Genomic DNA, 21,430 nt, shown 5'->3' on the forward strand with positions numbered 1-21,430 from the left:
CGCCGCGCGGGGGCTCGAATACCCTCACAGCCTAGGGGAAGGTAACGTAGAGCCTCGTGCACGTACTTTCCGTCAGCTCGCTCAAGGGCGGGGTCGGCAAGACGACGGTCACCCTGGGGCTCGCATCCGCCGCGTTCGCCCGCGGTGTCCGGACGTTGGTTGTCGACCTCGATCCGCAGTCCGACGTGTCGACGGGGATGGACATCCAGGTCGCCGGCCGTCTCAACGTCGCCGATGTCCTCGCCAATCCGAAGGAGAAGGTGGTCCGTCAGGCCATCACCTCGAGCGGCTGGGCGAAGGTGCATCCCGGCACCATCGACGTTCTGATCGGCAGCCCGTCCGCCATCAACTTCGACGGACCGCACCCGAGCGTGCGCGACGTCTGGAAGCTCGAAGAGGCTCTCGCGACCATCGAAGCCGACTACGACCTCGTGCTCATCGACTGCGCTCCCTCACTCAATGCCCTGACCCGCACGGCGTGGGCGGCGAGCGACCGCGTGATCGTCGTGACCGAACCCGGCCTGTTCTCCGTCGCTGCCGCCGATCGCGCCCTCCGCGCCATCGAGGAGATCCGACGCGGCCTTTCGCCTCGCTTGCAGCCCCTCGGGATCGTGGTCAACCGCGTGCGTCCGCAGTCGATCGAACACCAGTTCCGCATCAAGGAACTCCGCGACATGTTCGGTCCGCTGGTGCTCTCGCCCCAGCTTCCCGAGCGCACGTCGCTCCAGCAGGCGCAGGGCGCCGCGAAGCCGCTCCACATCTGGCCCGGAGACTCCGCGCAGGAGCTCGCGTCCGACTTCGACGCGCTGCTCGACCGCGTGCTGCGCACCGGCCGCATCCCGGTCGCGGGCGAGACTCCCACGGCCACCCCGAGCTGATCAGCTCGTCCCCACACGAACGAAACCCCGGCCGCACCGCAGGTGCGCCGGGGTTCTGTGTATCGGGAGCGACTCAGGCGCTGCGCGCCGAGCGTCGCGCGGCGAGCTCGTCGACGGGGTCCGGCGCCTGGGGGTCGAACTCCACGAGCGTCGACTCGACCTCGCGGAGGACCTTCCCGACCGCGATGCCGAACACGCCCTGACCGCGGCTGACGAGGTCGATGACCTCGTCGTTCGACGTGCAGAGGTAGACCGAAGCGCCGTCGCTCATCAGGGTCGTCCCGGCGAGATCACGAATGCCGGCGGCGCGGAGCTGATCCACGGCGACGCGGATCTGCTGCAGCGAGATGCCGGTGTCGAGCAGTCGCTTCACGAGCTTGAGGACGAGGATGTCGCGGAAGCCGTAGAGCCGCTGCGACCCGGAGCCACTGGCGCCGCGAACGGTCGGGACGACGAGTTCGGTGCGAGCCCAGTAGTCGAGCTGACGGTAGGTGATCCCGGCGGCGCGAGCGGCCTGCGCTCCCCGGTACCCGGCTTCGTCATCCATCTCGGGGAGACCGTCGGTGAAGAGCAGGTCGGTCGTGAACCGCATCTCGCCGAGCGAATCATGCGCGGTCATCTGGTCCTCCTGCCGGACGGTCGGGTTTCTTCCACGCTAGATGAGGGATGCCGCCGCGGCAACGACATCCGTTCCGAGCCCGCGGCGTGTCGCGTGCGGCTCACCTGACGAGTCGGTCGATAGCCGCCTGGACGAACGCCGAACGGACGTCGTCGAGCCGGCGCACCAGTTCGGGAGCGAGCTCGTGGGCGCGTCCACGAGACGAGGAGTCGGTTCGGCGGAGCAACGGCGCGAGCGCCGTCTCGACGAGCGCGACGTCACGCTCGGCCGCCTGGCGCACCGTGCGGAGGTGGCGAGGACCGATGCCGTGACGATCGAGGGCGACGAGGGTACGCAGCAGCACCAGCGCGCGTTCGTCGTAGGTGTCGGCGGCGGGCAGCAGGCCCGCTGACACCGCGTCGCCGAGCAGCGCCGCGGTGGCCTCGGCCTGATCGATCAGCTCGTCGCGCCGATAGCGCCGATGCTGGACGATCGACGCCGGCAGCGCAGGCGGAAGCCCCTCGGCCCCCGGTGTGTCGAGGTACTCACGGATGCGTGCCAGGGGCATGTAGTGGTCGCGCTGGAGCGTCAACGCCGTGCGCAGGCGCTCCACGTCCGCGGGCGAGAACTTCCGGTATCCCGACCCGGTGCGCGTCGGTGTGACGATCCCCTGGTCCTCGAGGTAACGGAGCTTGCTCGAGCTCAGAGCCGGAAACTCCGGGCTGAGCCGGGCGAGCACCTGACCGATGCTCAGATGACCCGCCGTCGTGGACCGACTGCGGGCGGCGGGGGCCGCGCTCACGCGCCGGTCGCCGGTCCGCGATCGAGCGGTGAGACGAAGAAGTTCAGGCGGAATTTGCCGACGCGCAGTTCGGCGCCGTCCGAGAGCACAGCTCGGTCGACGCGCTCACCGTTCACGTACGTGCCGTTCAGGGAGCGCTGGTCGACGATCTCGAATGCCGAGCCGGTGCGAGTGATCTCCGCGTGCCGGCGCGAGACCGTGACGTCGTCGAAGAAGATGTCGGCCTCGGGGTGGCGACCGACGGTCGTCACGTCGGTGTCGAGCAGATACCGGGCTCCCGCCGTCGGGCCCGAACGCACCAGAAGCAGGGCTGCCCGCTCCGGCAGAGCCTGGATGGCATCGCGCTCGACAGCGGTGAGGTCAGCCCCGAACGGCACGAATGACAGGTCCAGGTCGTGCCCGAACGTCTGCGTCGTGTCCGAGGACCCGCTGTGCGGCGCGCGGTCGGGGCCGCGTCGGATGTCGTCGACGTCTCGATCCTTTTCGTCCACAGTGTCCTCCTCTTCCGGGCCAGCCTAACGGATCGACGACGAGTCGCGAACGCGATTCCCGAGGGCTCTCACGACCTTCATATGCCTCGCGGATTAGGCTCGGGGCGATGTCTCAACGCACCCCCGCTCTCCGCACGCGCCTCCTCGCCGCCCTCGGCCTCGCACTCGGCCTCGCCGTCGCCGCACCCGCGTCCCCCGCCCTCGCACACGACGAGCTGCTCGCTTCCGATCCGGCCGCCGATTCGACGGTGACCGCGCTGCCCGACGAGCTGACCCTCACCTTCAGTGGCGTCCTGATCGACGAGGACGGGGTCAACGCGATCTCGGTGACCGACGCAGCCGGAACCGAGCTCGCCGAGGGCGCGCCGACCCTCGATGGGACCACGGCGACCCAGGCGCTCAGCGGCGACAGCCAGGGCCCGATCACCGTGCGGTGGCGTGTGGTCTCGAGCGACGGCCACCCGGTCTCGGGCGAGTTCTCGTTCACCGCCGGCGACCCCGCGGCCGCGCCGACATCCCCCGTCGGCGGAGAAGCCGAGACCACCACGGAGGAAGGCCTTCCCGCCGTGTTCTGGATCGTCGTGTCGATCGTCGTCGTCGCCGGCGTGATCGCGCTCGTCATCGCCCTCGTAGCGGCGTCTCGGCGGCGCACCGAGGACTAGGCTGGGAGCATGCCTCACTACAACGTCGTCATCCTCGGCGCGGGCCCCGGCGGGTATGTCGCAGCTGTCCGCGCTGCGCAGCTCGGACAGTCCGTCGCGATCATCGAAGAGAAGTACTGGGGAGGCGTCTGCCTCAACGTCGGCTGCATCCCTTCCAAGGCGCTGCTGAAGAACGCCGACCTCGCCCACACCTTCAAGCACAAGGCCGATCTCTTCGGCATCAGCGGAGATGTGAACTTCGACTTCGGCACCGCGTTCGACCGCAGCCGCAAGGTGGCCGAGACGCACGTCAAGGGCATCCACTTCCTGATGAAGAAGAACAAGGTCACCGAGTACGAGGGTCGCGGTTCGTTCCTCGACGCCAAGTCGATCCAGGTGACCAAGACCGATGGCTCGCAGGAGACCGTCACGTTCGACAACGTCATCATCGCCACCGGCTCGACGGTGCGCCTGCTCCCCGGCGTTCAGCTCAGCGACAACGTCGTGACCTACGAGGAGCAGATCCTCACTCGCGACCTGCCGAACTCGATCGTCATCGTCGGTGCCGGCGCGATCGGCATGGAGTTCGCCTTCGTGATGTCGAACTACGGCGTCAAGGTCACGATCATCGAGTTCCTCGACCGCGCCCTCCCCAACGAGGACGTCGAGGTCTCGAAGGAGATCCAGAAGCAGTACAAGAAGTACGGCATCGACATCCTCACCTCGACCAAGGTCGAGCAGATCGTCGACTCCGGCGACAAGGTCACCGTCTCGTACTCGGCCAACGCCGACGGCGCGAAGGGGCAGATCGAGGCCGACAAGGTCCTCATGTCGATCGGCTTCGCGCCCCGCGTCGAGGGCTTCGGTCTGGAGAACACCGGCGTGAAGCTCACGGAGCGCGGCGCGATCGACATCGACGACCACATGCGGACCAATGTCGAGGGCATCTACGCGATCGGTGACGTCACCGCCAAGCTGCAGCTCGCACACGTCGCCGAGGCGCAGGGCGTCGTCGCGGCCGAGACGATCGGCGGAGCCGAGACGCAGACTCTCGGCGATTACCGCAACATGCCGCGTGCAACGTTCTGCTCGCCGCAGGTCGCATCGTTCGGTCTGACCGAGCAGCAGGCGCGCGACGCCGGTCACGACGTCAAGGTCGCCAAGTTCCCCTTCTCGGCGAACGGCAAGGCGAACGGCCTGGGCGAGCCCGTCGGCTTCGTCAAGCTGATCGCCGACGCTGAGCACCTGGAGCTCCTGGGCGGACACCTGATCGGCCCCGACGTGTCGGAGCTGCTGCCCGAGTTGACCCTTGCTCAGAAGTGGGACCTGACCGCGCTCGAGGCCGCGCGCAACGTCCACACGCACCCGACGCTGTCGGAGGGCCTGCAGGAGGCCTTCCACGGTCTCGCGGGCCACATGATCAACCTCTGACGCTCGCGTCTCCAAGACGAACGCACCGCGCGGCTATGGCCGGCGGTGCGTTCGTCTTTTCGTCTGAGCGAGCTGCGGATACTCAGCGCGCGAGGGCGCGTCCGAGCTTGGATTCGGATGCCGCCGGCGCTCCCCCGACGGATGCCACGAGCTCATCAGCCGCCGCGAAGAGCTCGGCGACACCCGCCGCAGTGCTCGGGGCCGCAGGGCCCAGCTCGAGCTCCCACTCCCGCCACGAAGTCGTGCGCCCCGAGCGCTCGTCCGTGGCCGTCACCCGATCGTCGACGAACTCCGCGACCATGCCGCCCTCGGCATCGAGCAGAGCGAAGGCGGTGCGCGAGTTCCGGATGCGCGCGATGACCTCGAACGGCGGCTGCGCCACCTCGGCGAGCTCCGCGATGATCGCCTCGGGCACCTCAACCGGGGCCGACTCATCGGCGTCGTCGAGGGGCCAGTGCGTCTCGAGCTTGCCTTCCGGCGTCGAACGCTTGACGTGCCAGCCCGCGTCGGGACCGCCTGTACGTCGCCGCAGCGCGGTCAGCGCCTCGGCGAGTCGCCCGTCGGCGGTGTCGAGGTAACGCGCGTCGAGCTCGCGGGGCTCGGGCTCACCGACGGACGCGACTCCGGGAAGAGTCGACCAGTCGGGCACCGCCGTGCCGGCCTCGACGTCGTACTTGCGCTCGATCTCGAGCGAGCTGCGCGGCTCAGTCGTCACTGGTGACGCGGTCGTCGCGCTCGTCGGTCGAGGGGTCGATGTCGCCCTCCGCCTCGACGAAGTGGAACTCGGACGACGTCGGCCCGTCACCCTCGCCGGTGTGCTCCGGCTCGCCGGCGCGCTCATAGACCACCTGGGTCTCGCTGTAGGGAAGGATGAGCCGGTCTGACGCGTCTTCGTCCAGCGGAAGGGTCTGCCCATCGAGGGGACCACCGTGCAGTCGTGCAATAGCCATGTTCTGACCTCCTGGGTCCGACGATACCCGCGCCGCCCGGACCGGCCGATACGCTTGCGCCATGCGTGCTCGGCGACTACGAAAGCTCCCCTCGGCGTGAAGCCGTTCGTGCTGCTCGCCACCCGCGCTGAGGACGTACCCGCAGACGAGGAGTACGAGCTCTTCCTCCGCCATACGGGCCTCGAGCCTGCTTCGCTCCGGCGCGTGCGGCTCGAGGCCGGGCCGATGCCCGACATCGACCTCGACGACGTGTCGGGCATCTTCGTGGGCGGCGGCCCGTTCAACGCATCCGATCGGTGGGAGCAGAAGACTGCCGTGCAGCGCCGGGTCGAGGCCGAGTTCTCGGATCTTCTGGCGCGGGTCGTCACGCAAGACGCCCCGTTCCTCGGGGCCTGCTACGGCATCGGTACGGTGGGCGCCTTCCTCGGCGCCACGATCGACCGCCGATTCGGCGAGCCCATCAGCGTCGTCGACGTCGAGTTGATGGATGCCGGCAGGCGCGACCCGCTCCTGGCCGGGATGCCGCAGACGTTCTCGGCCTTCGTCGGGCACAAGGAAGCGATCTCAGAGCTCCCGCCGCGCGCCGTGCTGCTGGCTTCATCAGCCGGATGCCCGGTACAGATGTTCCGGGTCGGCGAGAACGTCTACGCGACGCAGTTCCACCCCGAGCTCGACCTCGAGGGCATCACCACCCGTATCCACGCCTACGCCGGCTACGGCTACTTCGCACCCGACGAGCTCGACCTCACCCTGAGCGCCGTGCGGCGCAGCCCGGTCACCCACACGGGGTCGATCCTGCGTGCGTTCGTCGAGCGCTACGCGCGGTAGGTCAGGCGTTCGCTTTCGCGCGTTCCTCGGCCTCGAGCTCGCGGGCCTTGTCGAGTTCCCGGGCGGCGGCGGAGACGGCATCCTCGGCACGCTGCACGCGCCGCTGCAGGAATGTCGCGGCGCCGAACCGAGCCCGAACGCGGTCTTCCTCTTCGCGCACGCCCGTGATGATGTACGCCGTGGCGATGAGGATGACCTGCGATGACAGGTTGAGCCACAGCAGCAGCGCGATGAGCGAGGCGAACGACGCCAGCAACGGGTTCGAGGTCGCGCCACCGACGAACAGCCCGGACAGCTGCTGCAGCACCGTCAGCCCTGCGGCACCGAGGAGTGCGCCGCTCCAGAGCGCACGCTTTCGCACCTTCACCCCGGACAGAACCCGGAAGAGCACGGCCACAGCGACGGCGTCGAGGGCGAACACCACCACCAGCGACACGGCCCAGCCGCCGAACTGCACGAGCGGGTTGTCGTCGGAGAAACCGAGGAGGTCGGCGAGCAGTCCCACTCCGGCCGTCCCGAGGAACGTTACGCCCGCAGCAGCGACCAGTGCCCCGCCGATACCCATCGCCAGTGCGAGGTTGCGCAGCAGCACCCAGACGAAGAGCACGTCGTCGGTGAGCTGGTCTGCGATCGCGCGCATCGCGGTACGGAGCGATCCGATCGCACCGATCGCCGCGCCGAGCAGACCGACGGTGGCGATGACTCCCGCGATCGTGAGTCCCGCGGGGGCGGTGATGTCGTCGAGCTTGATGAGGCCGTTCGTTCCGACGAGTCCCGGGATGACACGGTTCACCGCGTCGATGAGCGCCTGCCACGCAACCGGATCGCCGGCGAGCCAGAGCGCCGCGACGGAGAACCCCAACAGCACGCCGGCGAACACGCTGAACAGGGTGCGATACGTGACGCTGTCGGCGAGCACCGGTCCGCGATGTTCGCTGTAGAGCAGGAATGCGCGTACCGGCTTGCGCTGCAAGGCCCACGCGATCGAGCGGGAGATGAACGTGGACTCGGCCATGCGGCCACGATAGCGCGACGTCCACCTCCTCCCTCGCGCACTTGACAGGCATCAGCCCGCGACCCAGGAACCTCCGACGGCGACCCATGCGCCGGCGAGCATGAAAGGACCGAACGGGATCCGCGTGCGTCGGTCGCCGCGGCGCACGGCGATCATGACGACGGCGACGAGACCTCCGGATACGAATCCGAGCGCCGTTGCGACGAGCGGCGCTTGCCAGCCGTGCGGCCCGGTGAGAAGCCCGATCGCCGCCACGAGCTTCACGTCTCCCCCGCCCATCCCACCGCCGGCGCGATGCAGGAGGTAGTACAGGACGAACAACGCCGCGCCACCGACAGCCGCCCCACCGAGCGGACGCATCGAAGCGTGCTCGATCGCCGCGAGCGTGGCGAGGCCCGCGGCTGTCCCGGCGAGTCCGAAGACGAGGCGATTGGGCAGCCGGTGCGTCGCGATGTCGACGGCCGCGAGCGCCGAGCTCAGCACTGCGGCGGCCGCGACGAGCACGATCATCGCCATCGAGACCGCCGTCACGCGTCGAGGACCTCGAGCATCACCCGGACGACGCCGTCGGATCCGATCGATTCGGCGCGGCGGATCGCTTGCTTCAACGGGAGGACATAACCGCCGCGCCCTGCATCTGGAAAGATCGGAGTCTGCCACGTCGAACCACCGATCGTCGCCCGCACCCGCACGGACCCGAACCCCCGCGGCATCCGCGGGATCTCTCGGATGTCGGCGCTGGGCTCTGCCGGGACGGCCGCGAAGTACCAATCCTGGGTACGAGCCTCCCAACGGAAGACCTCCGCATCGAACTCCATTCTCACGCGATCAGCGTAGGCCGTACCTCGACCCGAGCGCCGGGGGTCTCCACAGGTGCTCGGCTAGGGCTGAATCAGGACCGGCGTCCCGGCCGGCAGCTGAGCCAGCCGGTCGACCGCGGGCCCGTCGAGGTAGATGCAGCCGAAGGATGTATCGCCCTCGCGCGCCCGGTAGTAGTGGAAGGCCGTCACAGCGACGTCTCCCCCGTCGAAGCCCGCCATCACGGGCGATTGGACCCCGAGGTAGACCATGGGATGCCCCTGGGTGTACCGGAACTCCGGCACGACCGTCGTCCACATGACGAAGGTCCGTCCGGTCGGTGTCGGTGTCGACGGCTTTCCCCACGCGAACTGGTCCGACACGCGTTCGCGTCCGGCGGCGCTGACGATGTCGATCGTGTTCCCCGCGAGGTGCACCTCGACGTACTGCGGGGTCGTGGTCAGCTCCACGTCGGCGACGCGCAGCCACCCGACGGTCTGCCCGCCGTTGCCCTCGGGCGGCACCCCCTGCCGGCCCGGCAGGAGCACCTTGACCCAGTCGGCCTGGGCCTCGACGACGGGCACGGTCGTGCCGCCGTAGTGGTGGTCGCGAGGAAGGTGCCCGACCGGTTGCCCGGTGGGGTCGGCGAACACGGGCGCGCCCGCACCCAGCGGCCGCGCGAGCGATGAGGTCACCGGTCCCATCGGATCGTCGTCGACGGGCACCGCGGGGTTGACCGAGCGCACGTCGATCAACGGGAGAGCGGTGATGTCGTAGAGGGTGTCGTTGCGGGCGTAGGGTGCCGACCCAGCATCCGTCGCCTGCGCCACGGGCGTGGATGACGGAGCGTCACTGAGGGCGGCGGCGGCCGGCGGCTCGGCTGTGGTGGCCGCGAGGTCGCGAAGCGGGGCGAGCGCCCCGTACCCCGAGGCGGCCAGGACTCCGACCGCGACGACGGCCACGAGGGCTGCGGGATGCGGTCGCCGAGTCATACGCCCATGCTCGGTCGCACACGGCGATGACGCAAGAGCGGGCCGCGGGTCACCAGTGCGGGTGGATGTCTGCTCGCAGGAGCTCGTCGTAGACGTCGACGACGGCATCGGCGAACGCCGTCAGATCGGTGCCATCGTCGAGCAGATCCGCCGCGGCCGCGTTGGCGCGCGCCTGCTCTGTCGTGCGGGCTCCCGGAATGACGCTCGTGACGCCCGGACGCGAGGCGATCCACGCCAGCGTCGCCGCCGGCAGGGTGATGCCTTCGGGAAGAGCGGCCGCGAGTCGGCGCGCAGCCGTCAGGCCGGTCTCGAAGTCCACCCCCGAGAACGTCTCGCCGCGGTCGAAGGCCTCGCCGTGCCGGTTGTACGAACGGTGATCGTCGGCCGCGAACTCGGTCTGCTCGGTGTAGCGACCGCTCAGCAGACCCGACGCCAGGGGGACGCGCGCGAAGATCGCGACGTCGGCGGCCCGGGCCGCGGGAAGCACCTCGTCGAGCGGCTTCAACCGGAAGGGATTGAGGATGATCTGGATGTTCGTGACGTTCGGCCGAGCGATCGCCGCGAGCGCCTGCGCGGCGGTCTCGACCGAGACGCCGTAGGCCGTGATCGCTCCGTCCGCGACCAGTTCGTCGAGGGCGTCGTAGGTCGCGTCCGACTCGATGACCGCCGACGGCGGGCAATGCAGCTGCACGAGGTCGAGCGTGTCGACACCCAGGTTGCGCCGCGATCGGTCGGTCCAGGCGCGGAAGTTCTCGCGCGTGTAGTTCTCGGGAACCTGCGCTTCGCGGCGCCCCATCTTGGTCGCGACGGTGATGCCGTGCCCCGGACGGCCGGCGAGGAATCGGCCGATGGTCGTCTCACTGCGGCCATCGCCGTAGACGTCGGCGGTGTCGAAGAGCGTGACGCCGGCATCGGCGGAGGCCGCGAGGACGGCCAGAGCCTGGTCGTCGTCGACCTCGCCCCAGTCGGCGCCGAGCTGCCAGGTGCCGAGGCCGATGGCCGAGACGGAACGGGAGGTCGAAGCGAGGCTGCGCTGCTGCATGGCTACAGCGTAGGCGCAGGGCCGGACACCTCGGTCCGGCCCTGCGCTCCGCGGATCGTCGTCAGGCGCCGTGCGCCGCCTTCGCCTTCCCTCCGTTCTTCTTCGTGGGGGCGTCCGAGGTCTCCGCGTTGACCGGCGCAGCCGGGAGGGCGGCATCCGCAGCCGCGACGGCCGCGGCGCGGGTGGTGCGCACCGCGCCGAACGACGTGCCGTAGTACGCGGCTTCCATGAGCGTCTTCATGTCATCGATCATCGGCATCCGCGGGTTCGCCGGTGCGCACTGATCCTCGTACGCAGCCATCGCGAGACTGTGCAGGTTGTCGAGGAAGCGGGCTTCGTCGACGCCCTGCGCCTGGAACGAGCGCTCGATGCCGACGCGGTCTCGCAGCTCCTCCACCGCGCGGGCGTAGCTCTCGACACCTTCCTCCGGCGTCGCGGCCGGAAGCCCGAGGTGCTGCGCGATCTGCTGGAAGCGCTCGGGAGCGATGTACCGCTCGTACTTGGGCCAGCTCGTGAGCTTCGTCGGCACCGTGCCGTTGTACCGGATCACGTGCGGCAGGTAGACCGCGTTGGTCCGCCCGTGCACGAGCTTGTACGTCGCGCCGGTGACGTGAGCCATCGCGTGCACGATCCCGAGGAAGGCGTTGCCGAAAGCCATCCCCGCGATGGATGCCGCGTTGTGCATCTTCTCGCGAGCCTTGCGGTCGGCGCTGTCGGTCGAGCCCGGCTGAGCCTTCGTGCTGCGCTCGATGTTCTCGAAGATGAGCTTGATCGCGTGCAGGCAGAGCCCGTCGGTGTAGTCGTTGGCGTACACCGACACGTACGCCTCGGTCGCGTGCGTCAGCGCGTCGAAGCCGGCATCCGCCACGAGGAACCCCGGGAGCACCCGCGTCAGCTCGGGATCGATGATGGCGACGGACGGCGTGAGCGCGTAGTCGGCCAGGGGGTACTTCATCCCGGTGGCGTCGTCGGTGATGACGGCGAAGGGAGTCATCTCCGAGCCCGTCCCCGACGTGGTGGGAACGCAGACGAGCTTGGCCTTCTTGCCCATCTCGGGGAACGTGAACGCACGCTTGCGGACATCGAAGAACTTCTCGCGCATGTCGGAGAACTCGATCTCGGGGTTCTCGTACAGCAGCCACATGACCTTCGCGGCGTCCATGGGCGATCCGCCGCCGAGCGCGATGATCGTGTCCGGCTGGAACTGGCGCAGCTGTTCCGCCCCGGCCACGACCTCCGACACCTTCGGCTCGGGGCGCACCTGATTCAGCAGCTGCACCTGGACCCGGTTCTCGCGACGGTTCAGGACATCGGTGATGCGGTCGACGTAGCCGAGCGAGGTCATGGTCTCGTCGGTGATGATGCTGACGCGTTCGACTCCCCGCATGTCGGCGAGGTAGCGGATCGCGTGCGGCTCGAAGTACGTCTTCGCCGGGATCTTGAACCACTGCAGGTTGTTGTTGCGTCGTCCGACGCGCTTGACGTTCACGAGGTTCACCGCCGAGACGTTGTTGGAGACGGAGTTGTGACCGTACGAGCCGCAGCCGAGGGTCAGCGAAGGCAGAAAGGCGTTGTAGATGTCGCCGATGCCGCCAAGGGCCGACGGCGAATTCTCGATGATGCGGACCGCCTTGACGACCTCCGCGAAGCGGGCGATCACGTCCGCATCGTTGGAGTGGATGGCGCCGGAGTGACCGAGCCCGTCGAACGCCACCATCTGCCGCGAGAGCTCGATGCCCTCATCCGGAGTCGAGGCACGGAGAACGGCGAGGACCGGGGCGAGCTTCTCGCGCGTGAGCGGCTCGTGCGGGCCGACGCCGGAGACCTCGGCGAGGAGGATCGAGGTGTCGGCGGGCACGGTGAAGCCCGCCTGCTCGGCGATCCACACCGGCGACTGGCCGACGACCCGCGCGTTGAGCTTCGCGTCGGCGCAGTTCACGCTGTCGGCTGTCACCCCGAAGATGAACGCCTCGAGCATCGCCTTCTCCCCCGTCGTCACCCGGTAGGCGTGCAGGCGGGCGAACTCGTCCAGCGCCTCCTCGGCGACGGGCTCGTCGAGGATGACCGCCTGCTCGCTCGCGCAGACCATGCCCATGTCGAACGACTTCGACAGCACGATGTCGTTGACGGCGCGACCGACGTCGGCGGTGCGTTCGATGAAAGCGGGCACGTTGCCGGCGCCGACGCCGAGGGCGGGCTTGCCGCACGAGTAGGCGGCGCGGACCATGGCGTTGCCGCCGGTGGCGAGGATGAGGGCGACGCCCGGGTGGTTCATCAGTTCGCCGGATGCCTCCATCGACGGCTCTTCGATCCACTGGATGCAGTCGGCGGGCGCGCCGGCCGCCACCGCGGCCTCGCGCACGATGCGGGCAGCTTCGGACGAGCAGCGCTGTGCGGACGGGTGGAATCCGAAGACGATCGGGTTGCGGGTCTTGAGCGCGATGAGCGACTTGAAGATGGCGGTCGAGGTCGGGTTGGTGACCGGGGTCAACGCACAGATCACCCCGACGGGGTCTGCGATCTCGGTGATCCCCGTCAGCTCGTCGTGCGCGATGACGCCGACGGTCTTCTGGTCGATGATCGAGTGCGTCACGTGCTCGCACGCGAACATGTTCTTCACGGCCTTGTCTTCGAACAGGCCGCGGCCGGTCTCTTCGACGGCCATGACGGCCAGCTCACCGTGATGGTGCAGCGCCGCGACCGATGCCTTGCGGACGATGTGGTCGATCTGTTCCTGGGTGAAGTGCGCGTACTCGTCGAGGGCACGCTGTGCCCGGGTGACGAGGGCGTCGACGGCGATGGACATCGTGAGCCTTCCCGGCGCGGACGGTCGCCGCGTCTGTGTCCGAATCCGGGATGGAGGGACCTCGACCCCGTGATCACAGTGTGCGCCATGTGGTCTGACCACAGCGTCCACGCGGGCCGGAACAAATCAGAACCGCGACTTTTCCCGATCCGACACCGGTCCGTCACGGACACCGCGGAGCAGACTGACCCCGTGGCGCAACTCCCGGTGTACTTCTTCTCCTCGACCTCGAACCTCATCCGCCGCTTCGCGAGCAACCTCCACGCCACCGACGGCCGCCCCGTGCGCGACCTCTCCGAGCGGACCATTCGTTCGAGCGAGGCACCGGGACCCTGGATCCTGCTGACGCCTTCGTACAAGGCGGGGAACGACGCTCACGCGACCCTGCCGGCGGCGGTTCGCGCCTTCCTGCGCTCCCCCGCGAACCGCCGGCGCCTCGTCGGGATCATCGGCTCCGGCAACCGCAACTTCGGCGACCACTACCAGGCGGCGGCACGCGAGCTCGCTCGGGTGTCGGGACGTCCGGTGGTGTTCGAGTTCGAGCTGGCGGGCACCCCGGAGGATGTCGCGGAGTGCGCTCGCATCTTGACGGCTTTCGATGCGCGCTTCGGGAACGCTCCCGAGGCGCACGATCGATGAGTCGTATTGCGTCTTTCGGTGACGTTGCACGACGCGTCGCCCCACAAGCGTCCGAAATCGCGTAGCATTCGAGAGTCGGTGCGTCACGGCGCGCCTCTCCGTCGGTTCACTCCGACGTGCACTTCGTTTCATTCCGCCGTCGATCTCATGCACCCGGGCCGTGCTCTCGGCCCCGCGACCGCACCTATCTGGACAGGTCGCCCACACCGGCGAGTGTCTGCTCGCCCCCACACACTCCGCGGCGGCCCCGCCGCAGCGGTATCCGGATCATCACAGCGGTGGTCCCAGAACACAGAAGGAAAATGACGACATGGCCACTGGCACCGTCAAATGGTTCAACTCGGAGAAGGGGTTCGGCTTCATCGCTCCGGACGACGGCACCGCGGACGTGTTCGCGCACTTCAGCGCCATCGCCGGCACTGGACACCGCAACCTGTTCGAGAACCAGAAGGTTGAGTTCGACGTGGAGCAGGGCCAGAAGGGCCTGCAGGCGACGAACATCCGCGCTCTCTGAGCGTTCGACGCAGTGAAGGGGCCGGTCCGAAAGGGCCGGCCCCTTCCGCGTGCCTAGCGGGCGCCGCTGCCCGCGGGCAGATCGACGCGGCGCGCGACGTTCGCGGTGACGGACTCGAGTGGTCCCCGGCCACGGCTGAGCGCCCACATCGTGCATCCGGCGAGAAGGACCACCACGCATCCGATCCAGAAGCGTCCGCTGACGGCAGGATCGCCATCCCACGACGAGAGATCGGGGGCGAGCCCGAGCGGGGAGATCAGCACCGCGAACGAGACGACGTGGGCCGTGTAGGCCGTCAGCGGCATGGAGCCGACTGCCGCGACAGGCACGAGCAGCGCGCGGAGCGGACGCGCGAGGAGCAGGCAGGCGCCGACGACGGCGAGCGCGAAGCCGCCGGACCCGATGATCTCCCACGTCCCTCCCGAGTGCGGCGCCACGCCCCACGCCTGAGACAGCGCGGCTCCCAGATCGACCTCGCTCAACCGTTCCAGATAGCCGCGCCCGTCGGGACCCATCGACGAGGACGATCCCGGCATCAGCGAGGACGCTCCCGATGATGACAGCGCGGATGCCGACGACGAGACGCTCCCCCACCCCGAGAGCCACCCGCGGACCGTTCCGTTGAACGCGTCGCCCAGGCCGTAGCCGAAGGCGGCGAGCCCGACTCCCGACCCGAACAGCACCGCCGCGGTCCGCGGCCGGTCGAGTCGCATCCGCCCGAGCGCCATCCCGGCGAGAACCAGGGGCAGCCACACGGTCAGCGGATACGAGCCGCTGATGAGGAAGTCGACCGCGGTGCCGCCGATGCCCTGCGGGATGCCGGCGCCCGAGAGCGTCACCGCACGCAGGAGCGCGACGACGGTCGGCCCCGCGACGGCGATCGCGGCCGCGGTGAGCGCGAGGGTACGGCGACGGAGTCCCAGGAACGGGATGAGGATCAGGAAGAGGATGCCGTAGATGGGCAGAATGACGGCGATCCCGCTGCCGAGCATCTCCAGCGCCAGCCCGAGGGCGAGAACGACGAGGGCACGGCCGGCCATACGCAGACGTGCGGACCGCAGTGCCTCTCCCCGGGGGAGCTGCTCACGTCCGGTCGCAAGCGCGACGGAAATGCCCGCGACAACGGCGAAGAGGATGGACGACCGCCCCTGGACGATCGCGGCGAGGTCGGGCCCGTCGGGCCCCGCGACCATCCACGAGATCCCGACGTGCGCGCCGATCATGCCGAAGATCGCGAGGCCCCGGGCGACGTCGATGCCCATGAGCCGGGGCGGGCGGCCGAAGTAGCGCCACCGGTTGCCGACGAAACGGCGGACGGGCTCAGCGGATCGAACGGTCGGAGTGGACGGCAGGGACACGACAGGCTCTCCTCGGCGATGGGCCGGACGACGACACGGGCACGTGCGGCACGTGCCGCGCACCCGGTCGACGGTAGGTCTCGGCCCTGTGCGCGGATTAAGCGCGCGGGTGGCATCCGCCGGTCAGGCGGCGTTCGACGGGATGCGGATCCCGAACCGCGTACCCGTGCTCGAGCTGGCCACCGACACGTCGTAGCCCGAGGCTGTCGCCAGCGCCTGCACGATCGCGAGACCGAGTCCGACCGTCGTCCGCTCGCGCGTCTGCGTCCGGCTGCCTGCCTGGGTGAAGCGATCGAAGATGGTCGGTAGTGCCTCGGGATCGATTCCCGGCCCGTCGTCCTGGACGACCAGTTCGACGGAAGTCGCCGTCGTCTCGAGAGAGACGGTCACACTGGTTCCGTCCGGAGTGTGGTGCCCCGCATTGGCGACGAGGTTCAGCAGCATCTGACGGATCGCCCCCTCGTCCCCGACCACGGAGACATCTTCGTCCGGCAAGGCGATGCGCCAGATGTGCCCGGGATATGCGAACCGCGCGTCGGATGCGGTCTCCGCGACGATCATCGACAGCTCGACGTCGTCGTGCGCGACCACCGGGTCGGCGTCGAGACGCGCGAGCAACAGCAGGTCGTCGATCAGCGTGCTCATCCGCGACGCCTCCGACCCGATGCGCTGAAGCGCGCCCTGCGTCTCGAGGGGGTCGGCGTCGGCATCGGGATGGGCGTAGAAGTCGGCGTAGCCTCGGATCGAGGCGAGGGGGTTGCGCAGCTCGTGGCTCGCCTCGGCGATGAAGCGACGCATCGATTCCTCGGCGCGGTGACGCGCGTTGAGCGAGAGCTCGACGTGGTCGAGCAGGCGATTGAGCGCGTCCGCGACGCGGTCGGTCTCCGACCCCAGATGCCGCACGTCACGGGGAACGCGGCGCTGCGGGGCGATCTCGCCGGATGAGAGCGGGGTGGCCGCCACTTCGTCGGCGATCTCGGCGACCCGTTCGAGGGGGTCGAGCTGCTGCCGGGTCCACCGCCAGCCGAACACCGCAGCGAACGCGGCGATCGCGATTCCGACGACCGCGAGCCAGAGGGCGTAGGTGCGAACGACCGTGTCGGTGTCGGTGAGGCCCACACCGCTGACGACGGTGAGCTCCTGCCCGTCTGCCGCCGCGACCTCGGAGGTCGTCACGAGGTACCCGCCGTCGTCGGCCACGTCGATCGTCGTGGTGAACCCGCTTTCCGCCATCCCGTCCCGAACGTGCGTAAGCTCGCGCTCGGTCATCGGGCGGTAGGTGTAGTCACGGGTGAAGAAGGCCGAGACCGCGACGCGGTCGCCCTCGACGACGAAGAAGAACCCGTCAGAGGGAACCGCCAGTGACACGTCGTCGAACGTCGGAACGCTTCCGGTCGCATCCACGGCCGAGAGAGTCTGCCCGATGGCCGTGTCATTGGACAGGTAGAGCGTCGACTCGGCTTGAGTGACGAGATTCTGACGGAGGATCGCGACCGAGACGATGCCGAAGACGGTGACGGCCGCGAGAAGCAAGCCCGACATCATCGCGACTGATCGGCCGCGCAGGGTGCGCAGGCCTCCCGGCCGCGCCGACCTCACGACGATGCCGGCACCGTTGGTGCCGCGCGGAGGATGTAGCCGACCCGCCGCAGCGTGTGGATCATCGGCTCACGCCCGTGATCGATCTTCTTGCGCAGATACGAGATGTAGATCTCCACGATGTTCGACTCCCGTCCGAAGTCATACTCCCAGACACGATCGAGGATCTGCTCCTTGCTGAGGACGCGATCGGCGTTGAGCATCAGGAAACGCAGCAGCGAGAACTCCGTCGCGGTGAGCCGGATCTGCTCCCCCGCGCGCGTGACCTCGTGGTTGTCTTCGTTCAGTCGCAGGTCGCCGACCTCGAGCATCGGGGTCGGTGCACCCTGCATGAGCATGGGGCTGCGTCGCAGCAGCCCGCGCAGACGCACCACCACCTCTTCGACGCTGAACGGCTTGGCGACGTAGTCATCGCCGCCGGCGGCGATGCCGGTGATGCGATTGGCCACGGTGCCGTTGGCGGTGAGGAAGAGGACCATGGTCTCGCTCAGCTCGCTGCGGAGCGTGCGCAGCACCTCGACCCCGTCGATGTCGGGCAGCACGACATCGAGGACCATGAGATGCGGCCTCATGCGACGCGCGGTCTCGATCGCGCTCGCGCCGGTCGCAGCGACCTCCACCTGCCAGCCCTGCCGTGACAGCACCGCCCCGAGCAGATGGCGGAGGTTCGGCTCGTCATCGACGACGAGCACGCGGATCGCGGGATCGGACAGCGGAGACGACGAGAGCGACATGGCTTCATGGTCGCGCGTGAGAATATGCGCCCGTTAAGAAAACCCGAGACGAGTCTCAGGCGAGCACGGGGTTGACCTCGGGGTGGCCGGCGAACACGTCCAGCACCAGGTCGAAGTAGGTCTTCCCCGCGCCCCGGTCCAGTTCGTCGAGCGCCGCGCGCGCGGGCCGTGCCGCGTAGGTGTCGGGGCGCTCGAGCTTTGCGGCGAGGTAGGCCCGGGTGAGCGGGATGCCCAGCGCCTGTCGCGAGATCGCCGAATCCGCCCACACGACGCGAGCGGACGAAGCGTGCGCGAGGACGCCGAACCCGCCGTAGAGCAGATCGTCGAGGGCGTCCAGGCTCTCCCCGAGAGTCCACTCCTCGTCGGGCATGAAGACACGGTTCAGCTCCGCGTAGAGCGACGGGATGTCGCGGACGCGCGCGCCCTCGATCCGCAGGTCGACGGCGGCGGACGGCGGGCGATTCACATGCCGAGGCTAGCCGCCGCGACGATGACGAGCGCGCGCGGCACCGCCGAGAGACAGCGTCGCAGGAGACGCGTGACGTTCGTGATCACGACGGGGATGCTCGTTGGAGCCACGATGACCGCCGCCCCGCTGGTCGCTGCAGCGGCCCTGGCAGAACTGATCCGGAACGGGGACTTCTCGACGGGTCACGAACCCTGGTGGTCGGTCGGTGTCGACGGCTTCGACACCGCAACCGGCGCCTTCTGCGCCGGCGTGCCCGACACCGAGAACCCCTGGGATGTGCTCATCGGCCAGAGCGACCTCGCGCTGGCCGATGGGGCCACCTACACGCTGACGGCGAGAGTTCGCGCCGATGCGCCCGGCACGCTCATCACTCAGGTGGCGCCGAAGGTCCCGGATACCGCCTACACGACGTACCTCGCCGAGAGCACGCCACTCGCCGACACCTGGCAGCAGATCAGCGCGGAGTTCACGGCACACGACCTGGGCCAGGGCACCGTGTCCGAGCTGCAGTTCCGCCTCGGCGCGAACGGCGCCACGCGATTCTGCGTCGATGACGTGAGCCTCGTCGCCCGCGACGCCGCGACTCCCCCGGTCACCCCGATCGGCGACGACGAGCTGCTCGCGAACCCGACACTGGACGAGAGCACGAACCCGTGGTGGACGAGCGGCCCCGTGGCGCTGTCGAACCCCGCCCAGCGGATGTGTGCGACGGTGACCGAGCGATCTGTCGAACTCGGCACCGAACCCCAGTCGTACGACCTGCCGTTCACCACGTCGCCGGCCGGCGACTATCACCTCGGGCAGGTGCAGTTCCGCCTCGGCGCGGTCGCAGCCGACACGGAGGTCTGTTTCGACGAGATCTCCCTCCAGGGAACCGCCTACTCCTACACCGCCGACCCCGGACCGGCCGTCAAGGTCAACCAGGTCGGGTATCTGACCCGGGGCCCCAAGCGCGCGACCGTCGTGTCCGATGCCAGCGCACCGTTGCCGTGGACCCTCGAAGCGCCGGACGGTACTGCCCTCGCCACGGGCGAGTCTCAGCCGGCAGGCTTCGACGCCTCCGCGGGGCTTCCGTTCACACGATCGACTTCAGCGACGTCACCGAGGAAGCGGTCGATGTGAGGCTCCGCGTCGGCACGGACGTCAGCCATCCCTTCACGATCTCCGCCGACGTCTTCCGATCGCTGCGCGCGGATTCGATGCGGTTCTTCTACACGCCGGTGGCAGCATCGCTGTGCACCCGCTCGCCAACGACGTCGCCGGCGATGCCGACATCCCGCTCGATGCGGCGTCGCTCGCCCTCCTCGACGCGGCCGGCGCGCCGACCACCTCCGTCGTCACCGACGGACAGGGTCGATACGAGCTGAACGGGGACGTCGTGTCGTTCATCGCGGATGCCGGGTTCGAGGGAACGGCGGCCCCGGTGAGGTACCGGGTGGCGGATGCGCGTGGCACCGAGGTGACCGCGACCATCACGGCCACGGTGACGGCACAAGCCGGTGAACAGCCCGACGAGCCGGGCTCGGCGGGCTCGGCCTCTGCGGGCGCGGCGCGCAGCGTCCTCGCGAGCTCGGGCATGGACCCGCTGCCACTGTGGATGCCGGTCGGCGCGGGCGCGGCGCTGATGGCGGCCGGCGTCTCGTTGCTGCGTCGGCGACGGCTCGGCTGAGTTCGGGCGGGCCGCTCGGGACACGCTTCCGAGCGGCCCCCGTCGTCCGTGTTAGCTTTCGAGAACCGCGACCAACAGCCGGAACGAGATATGACCGACACTCCCTCCACCCGAAGGGCACCCCGGGTGACGCTGCGGGAGGTCGCGGAGCGTGCGGGCGTCTCGCGCTCGGCCGTCTCGTTCGTGATGAACGGTCGCACCGACCAGCGCCTGTCCGACGACGTGTTCGAACGCGTCCGTCGCGCCGCGGACGAGCTCGGCTACCGCCCCAACATCACCGCGCAGACCCTGCGCACCGGCCGCTCCGGCACGGTCGCGCTGGTCTCCGACTTCGTCAGCAGCACCTCGTTCGCCAACTCGATGGTCCGCGGTGCGATGCAGGAGCTACGCGAGCGCGACACCCTCCTGTTCACCGTCGACACGCAGGGCGATGCGGAACTCGAGGAGCAGCTGCTCCAAAGCCTCCTGGGCCGCGACATCGACGGTGTGATCTACGCGTCGATGTTCACGCGGACCATCGCGCTTCCGCGGGCACTCGAAGGCGTCCCGACGGTCCTGTTGAATTGCGTGACGGCAGACGGGTCGATCGACGCGGTCGTGCCCGACGAGCTCGCGGCAGGGCGTGACGCCGCGCGGATGCTGCTCGATCACGGTCACCGTGACGACATCTGGTTCGTCGGAGCGCTGCCGGCAGGCTCGAGAGGCGGGGCCGCCTGGCCGGAGTGGGACCCCATCGCTCTGGCCGAGCGTCGCGCGGGCATCGACGCGGTGCTCGCCGCGGCGGGAACGAGCCTCGCCGGCGTCACCGCAATCGACGACGACTGGGACGTCGCGAACGGGCGCCGGGCGGTGTCGCGGATGCTCGCGGAGCCCCGGGTCAGGCCGACCGCGCTCGTGTGCGCAAACGACGCGCTCGCCGTCGGCGCCTATCAGGCGCTCCGTCATGCCGGGCTCGGTGTCCCCACCGACGTGTCGGTGATCGGCTTCGACGGCAGCCCCTACGCCCGCGCCGTCGAGCCCGAGCTCACGTCGATCGCGCTCCCGCACATCGAACTCGGGCGGCGAGCGGCGGCGATGCTCGCTGCCCCCGGCGATTCGCCGCGCCTCGAACGCGTGCCGATGCCGATCCGAGCGGGCGGGTCGGTCGGGGTCGCACCCTCCCGGTAGCGGCTCAGC

At 69.2% G+C, this 21,430-nt stretch carries 24 protein-coding genes; 9 read left to right on the forward strand and 15 right to left on the reverse strand.

The window, feature by feature from the left end:
- Nucleotides 1–56 precede the first annotated feature (56 nt).
- Nucleotides 57–878, forward strand: coding sequence for a ParA family protein (locus ACI2K6_RS03840; RefSeq protein WP_112613912.1), 822 nt, complete (start codon nt 57–59; stop codon nt 876–878).
- Between the two features lie 73 nt (nt 879–951).
- Here ACI2K6_RS03840 and ACI2K6_RS03845 read toward each other — a convergent pair whose 3' ends face one another.
- The 3 genes from ACI2K6_RS03845 to ACI2K6_RS03855 all read right to left on the reverse strand — a co-directional run bounded on the left by ACI2K6_RS03845 (nt 952) and on the right by ACI2K6_RS03855 (nt 2,769).
- Nucleotides 952–1,497 carry a MerR family transcriptional regulator gene (locus ACI2K6_RS03845; protein WP_023951592.1) on the reverse strand — a complete coding sequence of 182 codons (546 nt, stop codon included), beginning with the start codon at nt 1,495–1,497 and terminating at the stop codon, nt 952–954.
- Nucleotides 1,498–1,597: 100 nt separating this feature from the next.
- Complete coding sequence (locus ACI2K6_RS03850) at nt 1,598–2,278, reverse strand: MerR family transcriptional regulator (RefSeq protein WP_181574115.1); 681 nt, start codon at nt 2,276–2,278, stop codon at nt 1,598–1,600.
- On the reverse strand, nt 2,275–2,769 hold the full coding sequence (locus ACI2K6_RS03855; protein ID WP_112613910.1) for an FHA domain-containing protein: 495 nt from the start codon (nt 2,767–2,769) through the stop codon (nt 2,275–2,277). Before ACI2K6_RS03855 ends, ACI2K6_RS03850 begins: the two co-directional genes overlap by 4 nt.
- 107 nt (nt 2,770–2,876) lie before the next feature.
- On the opposite strand from ACI2K6_RS03855, the gene ACI2K6_RS03860 reads away from it, so the two are divergent.
- A complete protein-coding gene (locus tag ACI2K6_RS03860; protein ID WP_282502365.1) occupies nt 2,877–3,431 on the forward strand; it encodes a copper resistance CopC family protein in 555 nt (184 codons plus the stop codon).
- A 9-nt stretch (nt 3,432–3,440) separates the two neighbouring features.
- On the forward strand, nt 3,441–4,841 hold the full coding sequence (gene lpdA, locus ACI2K6_RS03865) for a dihydrolipoyl dehydrogenase (RefSeq protein ID WP_114587916.1): 1,401 nt from the start codon (nt 3,441–3,443) through the stop codon (nt 4,839–4,841).
- An 82-nt stretch (nt 4,842–4,923) separates the two neighbouring features.
- Here lpdA and ACI2K6_RS03870 read toward each other — a convergent pair whose 3' ends face one another.
- A complete protein-coding gene (locus ACI2K6_RS03870; protein WP_282502364.1) occupies nt 4,924–5,556 on the reverse strand; it encodes a CYTH domain-containing protein in 633 nt (210 codons plus the stop codon).
- On the reverse strand, nt 5,546–5,791 hold the full coding sequence (locus ACI2K6_RS03875; RefSeq protein ID WP_282502363.1) for a response regulator: 246 nt from the start codon (nt 5,789–5,791) through the stop codon (nt 5,546–5,548). Before ACI2K6_RS03875 ends, ACI2K6_RS03870 begins: the two co-directional genes overlap by 11 nt.
- A gap of 96 nt (nt 5,792–5,887) precedes the next feature.
- On the opposite strand from ACI2K6_RS03875, the gene ACI2K6_RS03880 reads away from it, so the two are divergent.
- Nucleotides 5,888–6,619 carry a glutamine amidotransferase gene (locus tag ACI2K6_RS03880; protein ID WP_404568110.1) on the forward strand — a complete coding sequence of 244 codons (732 nt, stop codon included), beginning with the start codon at nt 5,888–5,890 and terminating at the stop codon, nt 6,617–6,619.
- A gap of 1 nt (nt 6,620) precedes the next feature.
- Here ACI2K6_RS03880 and ACI2K6_RS03885 read toward each other — a convergent pair whose 3' ends face one another.
- The 6 genes from ACI2K6_RS03885 to adhE all read right to left on the reverse strand — a co-directional run bounded on the left by ACI2K6_RS03885 (nt 6,621) and on the right by adhE (nt 13,272).
- On the reverse strand, nt 6,621–7,634 hold the full coding sequence (locus ACI2K6_RS03885) for a YihY/virulence factor BrkB family protein (RefSeq protein ID WP_404568111.1): 1,014 nt from the start codon (nt 7,632–7,634) through the stop codon (nt 6,621–6,623).
- Nucleotides 7,635–7,685: 51 nt separating this feature from the next.
- Nucleotides 7,686–8,165: a prepilin peptidase gene (locus ACI2K6_RS03890; RefSeq protein ID WP_404568112.1), complete on the reverse strand. Its 480-nt coding sequence runs from the start codon at nt 8,163–8,165 to the stop codon at nt 7,686–7,688.
- Nucleotides 8,162–8,452, reverse strand: a complete 291-nt coding sequence (locus tag ACI2K6_RS03895; RefSeq protein WP_404568573.1) for a DUF1905 domain-containing protein — start codon at nt 8,450–8,452, stop codon at nt 8,162–8,164. The genes ACI2K6_RS03890 and ACI2K6_RS03895 overlap by 4 nt, the downstream gene beginning before the upstream one ends.
- 63 nt (nt 8,453–8,515) lie before the next feature.
- Nucleotides 8,516–9,424 carry a L,D-transpeptidase gene (locus tag ACI2K6_RS03900; RefSeq protein WP_404568113.1) on the reverse strand — a complete coding sequence of 303 codons (909 nt, stop codon included), beginning with the start codon at nt 9,422–9,424 and terminating at the stop codon, nt 8,516–8,518.
- A 49-nt stretch (nt 9,425–9,473) separates the two neighbouring features.
- The gene (locus ACI2K6_RS03905) at nt 9,474–10,466 is read right to left on the reverse strand and encodes an aldo/keto reductase (RefSeq protein ID WP_274177614.1); all 993 of its coding nucleotides are present in this window, start codon (nt 10,464–10,466) and stop codon (nt 9,474–9,476) included.
- 61 nt (nt 10,467–10,527) lie between these two features.
- Entirely contained in the window at nt 10,528–13,272 is a 2,745-nt protein-coding gene (gene adhE, locus ACI2K6_RS03910) for a bifunctional acetaldehyde-CoA/alcohol dehydrogenase (protein ID WP_274177613.1), read from the reverse strand.
- A gap of 192 nt (nt 13,273–13,464) precedes the next feature.
- Between adhE and nrdI the strand changes: the two genes are divergently transcribed.
- Both nrdI and ACI2K6_RS03920 read left to right on the forward strand, forming a co-directional pair.
- Entirely contained in the window at nt 13,465–13,911 is a 447-nt protein-coding gene (gene nrdI / locus ACI2K6_RS03915) for a class Ib ribonucleoside-diphosphate reductase assembly flavoprotein NrdI (RefSeq protein ID WP_274177612.1), read from the forward strand.
- Between the two features lie 310 nt (nt 13,912–14,221).
- Nucleotides 14,222–14,425, forward strand: a complete 204-nt coding sequence (locus ACI2K6_RS03920) for a cold-shock protein (RefSeq protein ID WP_023951622.1) — start codon at nt 14,222–14,224, stop codon at nt 14,423–14,425.
- A gap of 53 nt (nt 14,426–14,478) precedes the next feature.
- On the opposite strand, the gene ACI2K6_RS03925 is transcribed toward ACI2K6_RS03920, so the two are convergent.
- The 4 genes from ACI2K6_RS03925 to ACI2K6_RS03940 form a co-directional block, all read right to left on the reverse strand.
- A complete protein-coding gene (locus ACI2K6_RS03925; RefSeq protein WP_404568114.1) occupies nt 14,479–15,783 on the reverse strand; it encodes a heparan-alpha-glucosaminide N-acetyltransferase domain-containing protein in 1,305 nt (434 codons plus the stop codon).
- A 123-nt stretch (nt 15,784–15,906) separates the two neighbouring features.
- Nucleotides 15,907–17,328, reverse strand: coding sequence for a sensor histidine kinase (locus tag ACI2K6_RS03930; RefSeq protein ID WP_404568115.1), 1,422 nt, complete (start codon nt 17,326–17,328; stop codon nt 15,907–15,909).
- A gap of 50 nt (nt 17,329–17,378) precedes the next feature.
- Entirely contained in the window at nt 17,379–18,116 is a 738-nt protein-coding gene (locus ACI2K6_RS03935) for a response regulator transcription factor (RefSeq protein WP_323987476.1), read from the reverse strand.
- Nucleotides 18,117–18,171: 55 nt separating this feature from the next.
- Nucleotides 18,172–18,582 (reverse strand): ribonuclease inhibitor, encoded by a 411-nt coding sequence (locus ACI2K6_RS03940; RefSeq protein WP_404568116.1) that lies wholly within the window; start codon nt 18,580–18,582, stop codon nt 18,172–18,174.
- 72 nt (nt 18,583–18,654) lie between these two features.
- On the opposite strand from ACI2K6_RS03940, the gene ACI2K6_RS03945 reads away from it, so the two are divergent.
- The 3 genes from ACI2K6_RS03945 (at nt 18,655) to ACI2K6_RS03955 (ending at nt 21,421) form a co-directional block, all read left to right on the forward strand.
- The gene (locus ACI2K6_RS03945) at nt 18,655–19,707 is read left to right on the forward strand and encodes a carbohydrate binding domain-containing protein (protein ID WP_404568117.1); all 1,053 of its coding nucleotides are present in this window, start codon (nt 18,655–18,657) and stop codon (nt 19,705–19,707) included.
- A 58-nt stretch (nt 19,708–19,765) separates the two neighbouring features.
- Nucleotides 19,766–20,254, forward strand: a complete 489-nt coding sequence (locus tag ACI2K6_RS03950) for an Ig-like domain-containing protein (protein ID WP_404568574.1) — start codon at nt 19,766–19,768, stop codon at nt 20,252–20,254.
- Nucleotides 20,255–20,344: 90 nt separating this feature from the next.
- Entirely contained in the window at nt 20,345–21,421 is a 1,077-nt protein-coding gene (locus tag ACI2K6_RS03955) for a LacI family DNA-binding transcriptional regulator (RefSeq protein WP_404568118.1), read from the forward strand.
- The last annotated feature ends 9 nt before the right edge of the window (nt 21,422–21,430 follow it).

Origin of the sequence: Microbacterium sp. NPDC006705 (assembly GCF_044903545.1) — a bacterium.
Classification (GTDB): domain Bacteria; phylum Actinomycetota; class Actinomycetes; order Actinomycetales; family Microbacteriaceae; genus Microbacterium; species Microbacterium plantarum.

What these genes read in the sequence shown, in the direction of transcription:
- ACI2K6_RS03845 (WP_023951592.1), bottom strand. Translation starts at nt 1,497, where the DNA reads ATGACCGCGCATGATTCGCTCGGCGAGATGCGGTTCACGACCGACCTG.
- ACI2K6_RS03860 (WP_282502365.1), top strand. Translation starts at nt 2,877, where the DNA reads ATGTCTCAACGCACCCCCGCTCTCCGCACGCGCCTCCTCGCCGCCCTC.
- lpdA (WP_114587916.1), top strand. Translation starts at nt 3,441, where the DNA reads ATGCCTCACTACAACGTCGTCATCCTCGGCGCGGGCCCCGGCGGGTAT.
- ACI2K6_RS03875 (WP_282502363.1), bottom strand. Translation starts at nt 5,791, where the DNA reads ATGGCTATTGCACGACTGCACGGTGGTCCCCTCGATGGGCAGACCCTT.
- ACI2K6_RS03885 (WP_404568111.1), bottom strand. Translation starts at nt 7,634, where the DNA reads ATGGCCGAGTCCACGTTCATCTCCCGCTCGATCGCGTGGGCCTTGCAG.
- ACI2K6_RS03895 (WP_404568573.1), bottom strand. Translation starts at nt 8,452, where the DNA reads ATGGAGTTCGATGCGGAGGTCTTCCGTTGGGAGGCTCGTACCCAGGAT.
- ACI2K6_RS03900 (WP_404568113.1), bottom strand. Translation starts at nt 9,424, where the DNA reads ATGACTCGGCGACCGCATCCCGCAGCCCTCGTGGCCGTCGTCGCGGTC.
- ACI2K6_RS03905 (WP_274177614.1), bottom strand. Translation starts at nt 10,466, where the DNA reads ATGCAGCAGCGCAGCCTCGCTTCGACCTCCCGTTCCGTCTCGGCCATC.
- adhE (WP_274177613.1), bottom strand. Translation starts at nt 13,272, where the DNA reads ATGTCCATCGCCGTCGACGCCCTCGTCACCCGGGCACAGCGTGCCCTC.
- ACI2K6_RS03920 (WP_023951622.1), top strand. Translation starts at nt 14,222, where the DNA reads ATGGCCACTGGCACCGTCAAATGGTTCAACTCGGAGAAGGGGTTCGGC.
- ACI2K6_RS03930 (WP_404568115.1), bottom strand. Translation starts at nt 17,328, where the DNA reads ATGATGTCGGGCTTGCTTCTCGCGGCCGTCACCGTCTTCGGCATCGTC.
- ACI2K6_RS03935 (WP_323987476.1), bottom strand. Translation starts at nt 18,116, where the DNA reads ATGTCGCTCTCGTCGTCTCCGCTGTCCGATCCCGCGATCCGCGTGCTC.
- ACI2K6_RS03955 (WP_404568118.1), top strand. Translation starts at nt 20,345, where the DNA reads ATGACCGACACTCCCTCCACCCGAAGGGCACCCCGGGTGACGCTGCGG.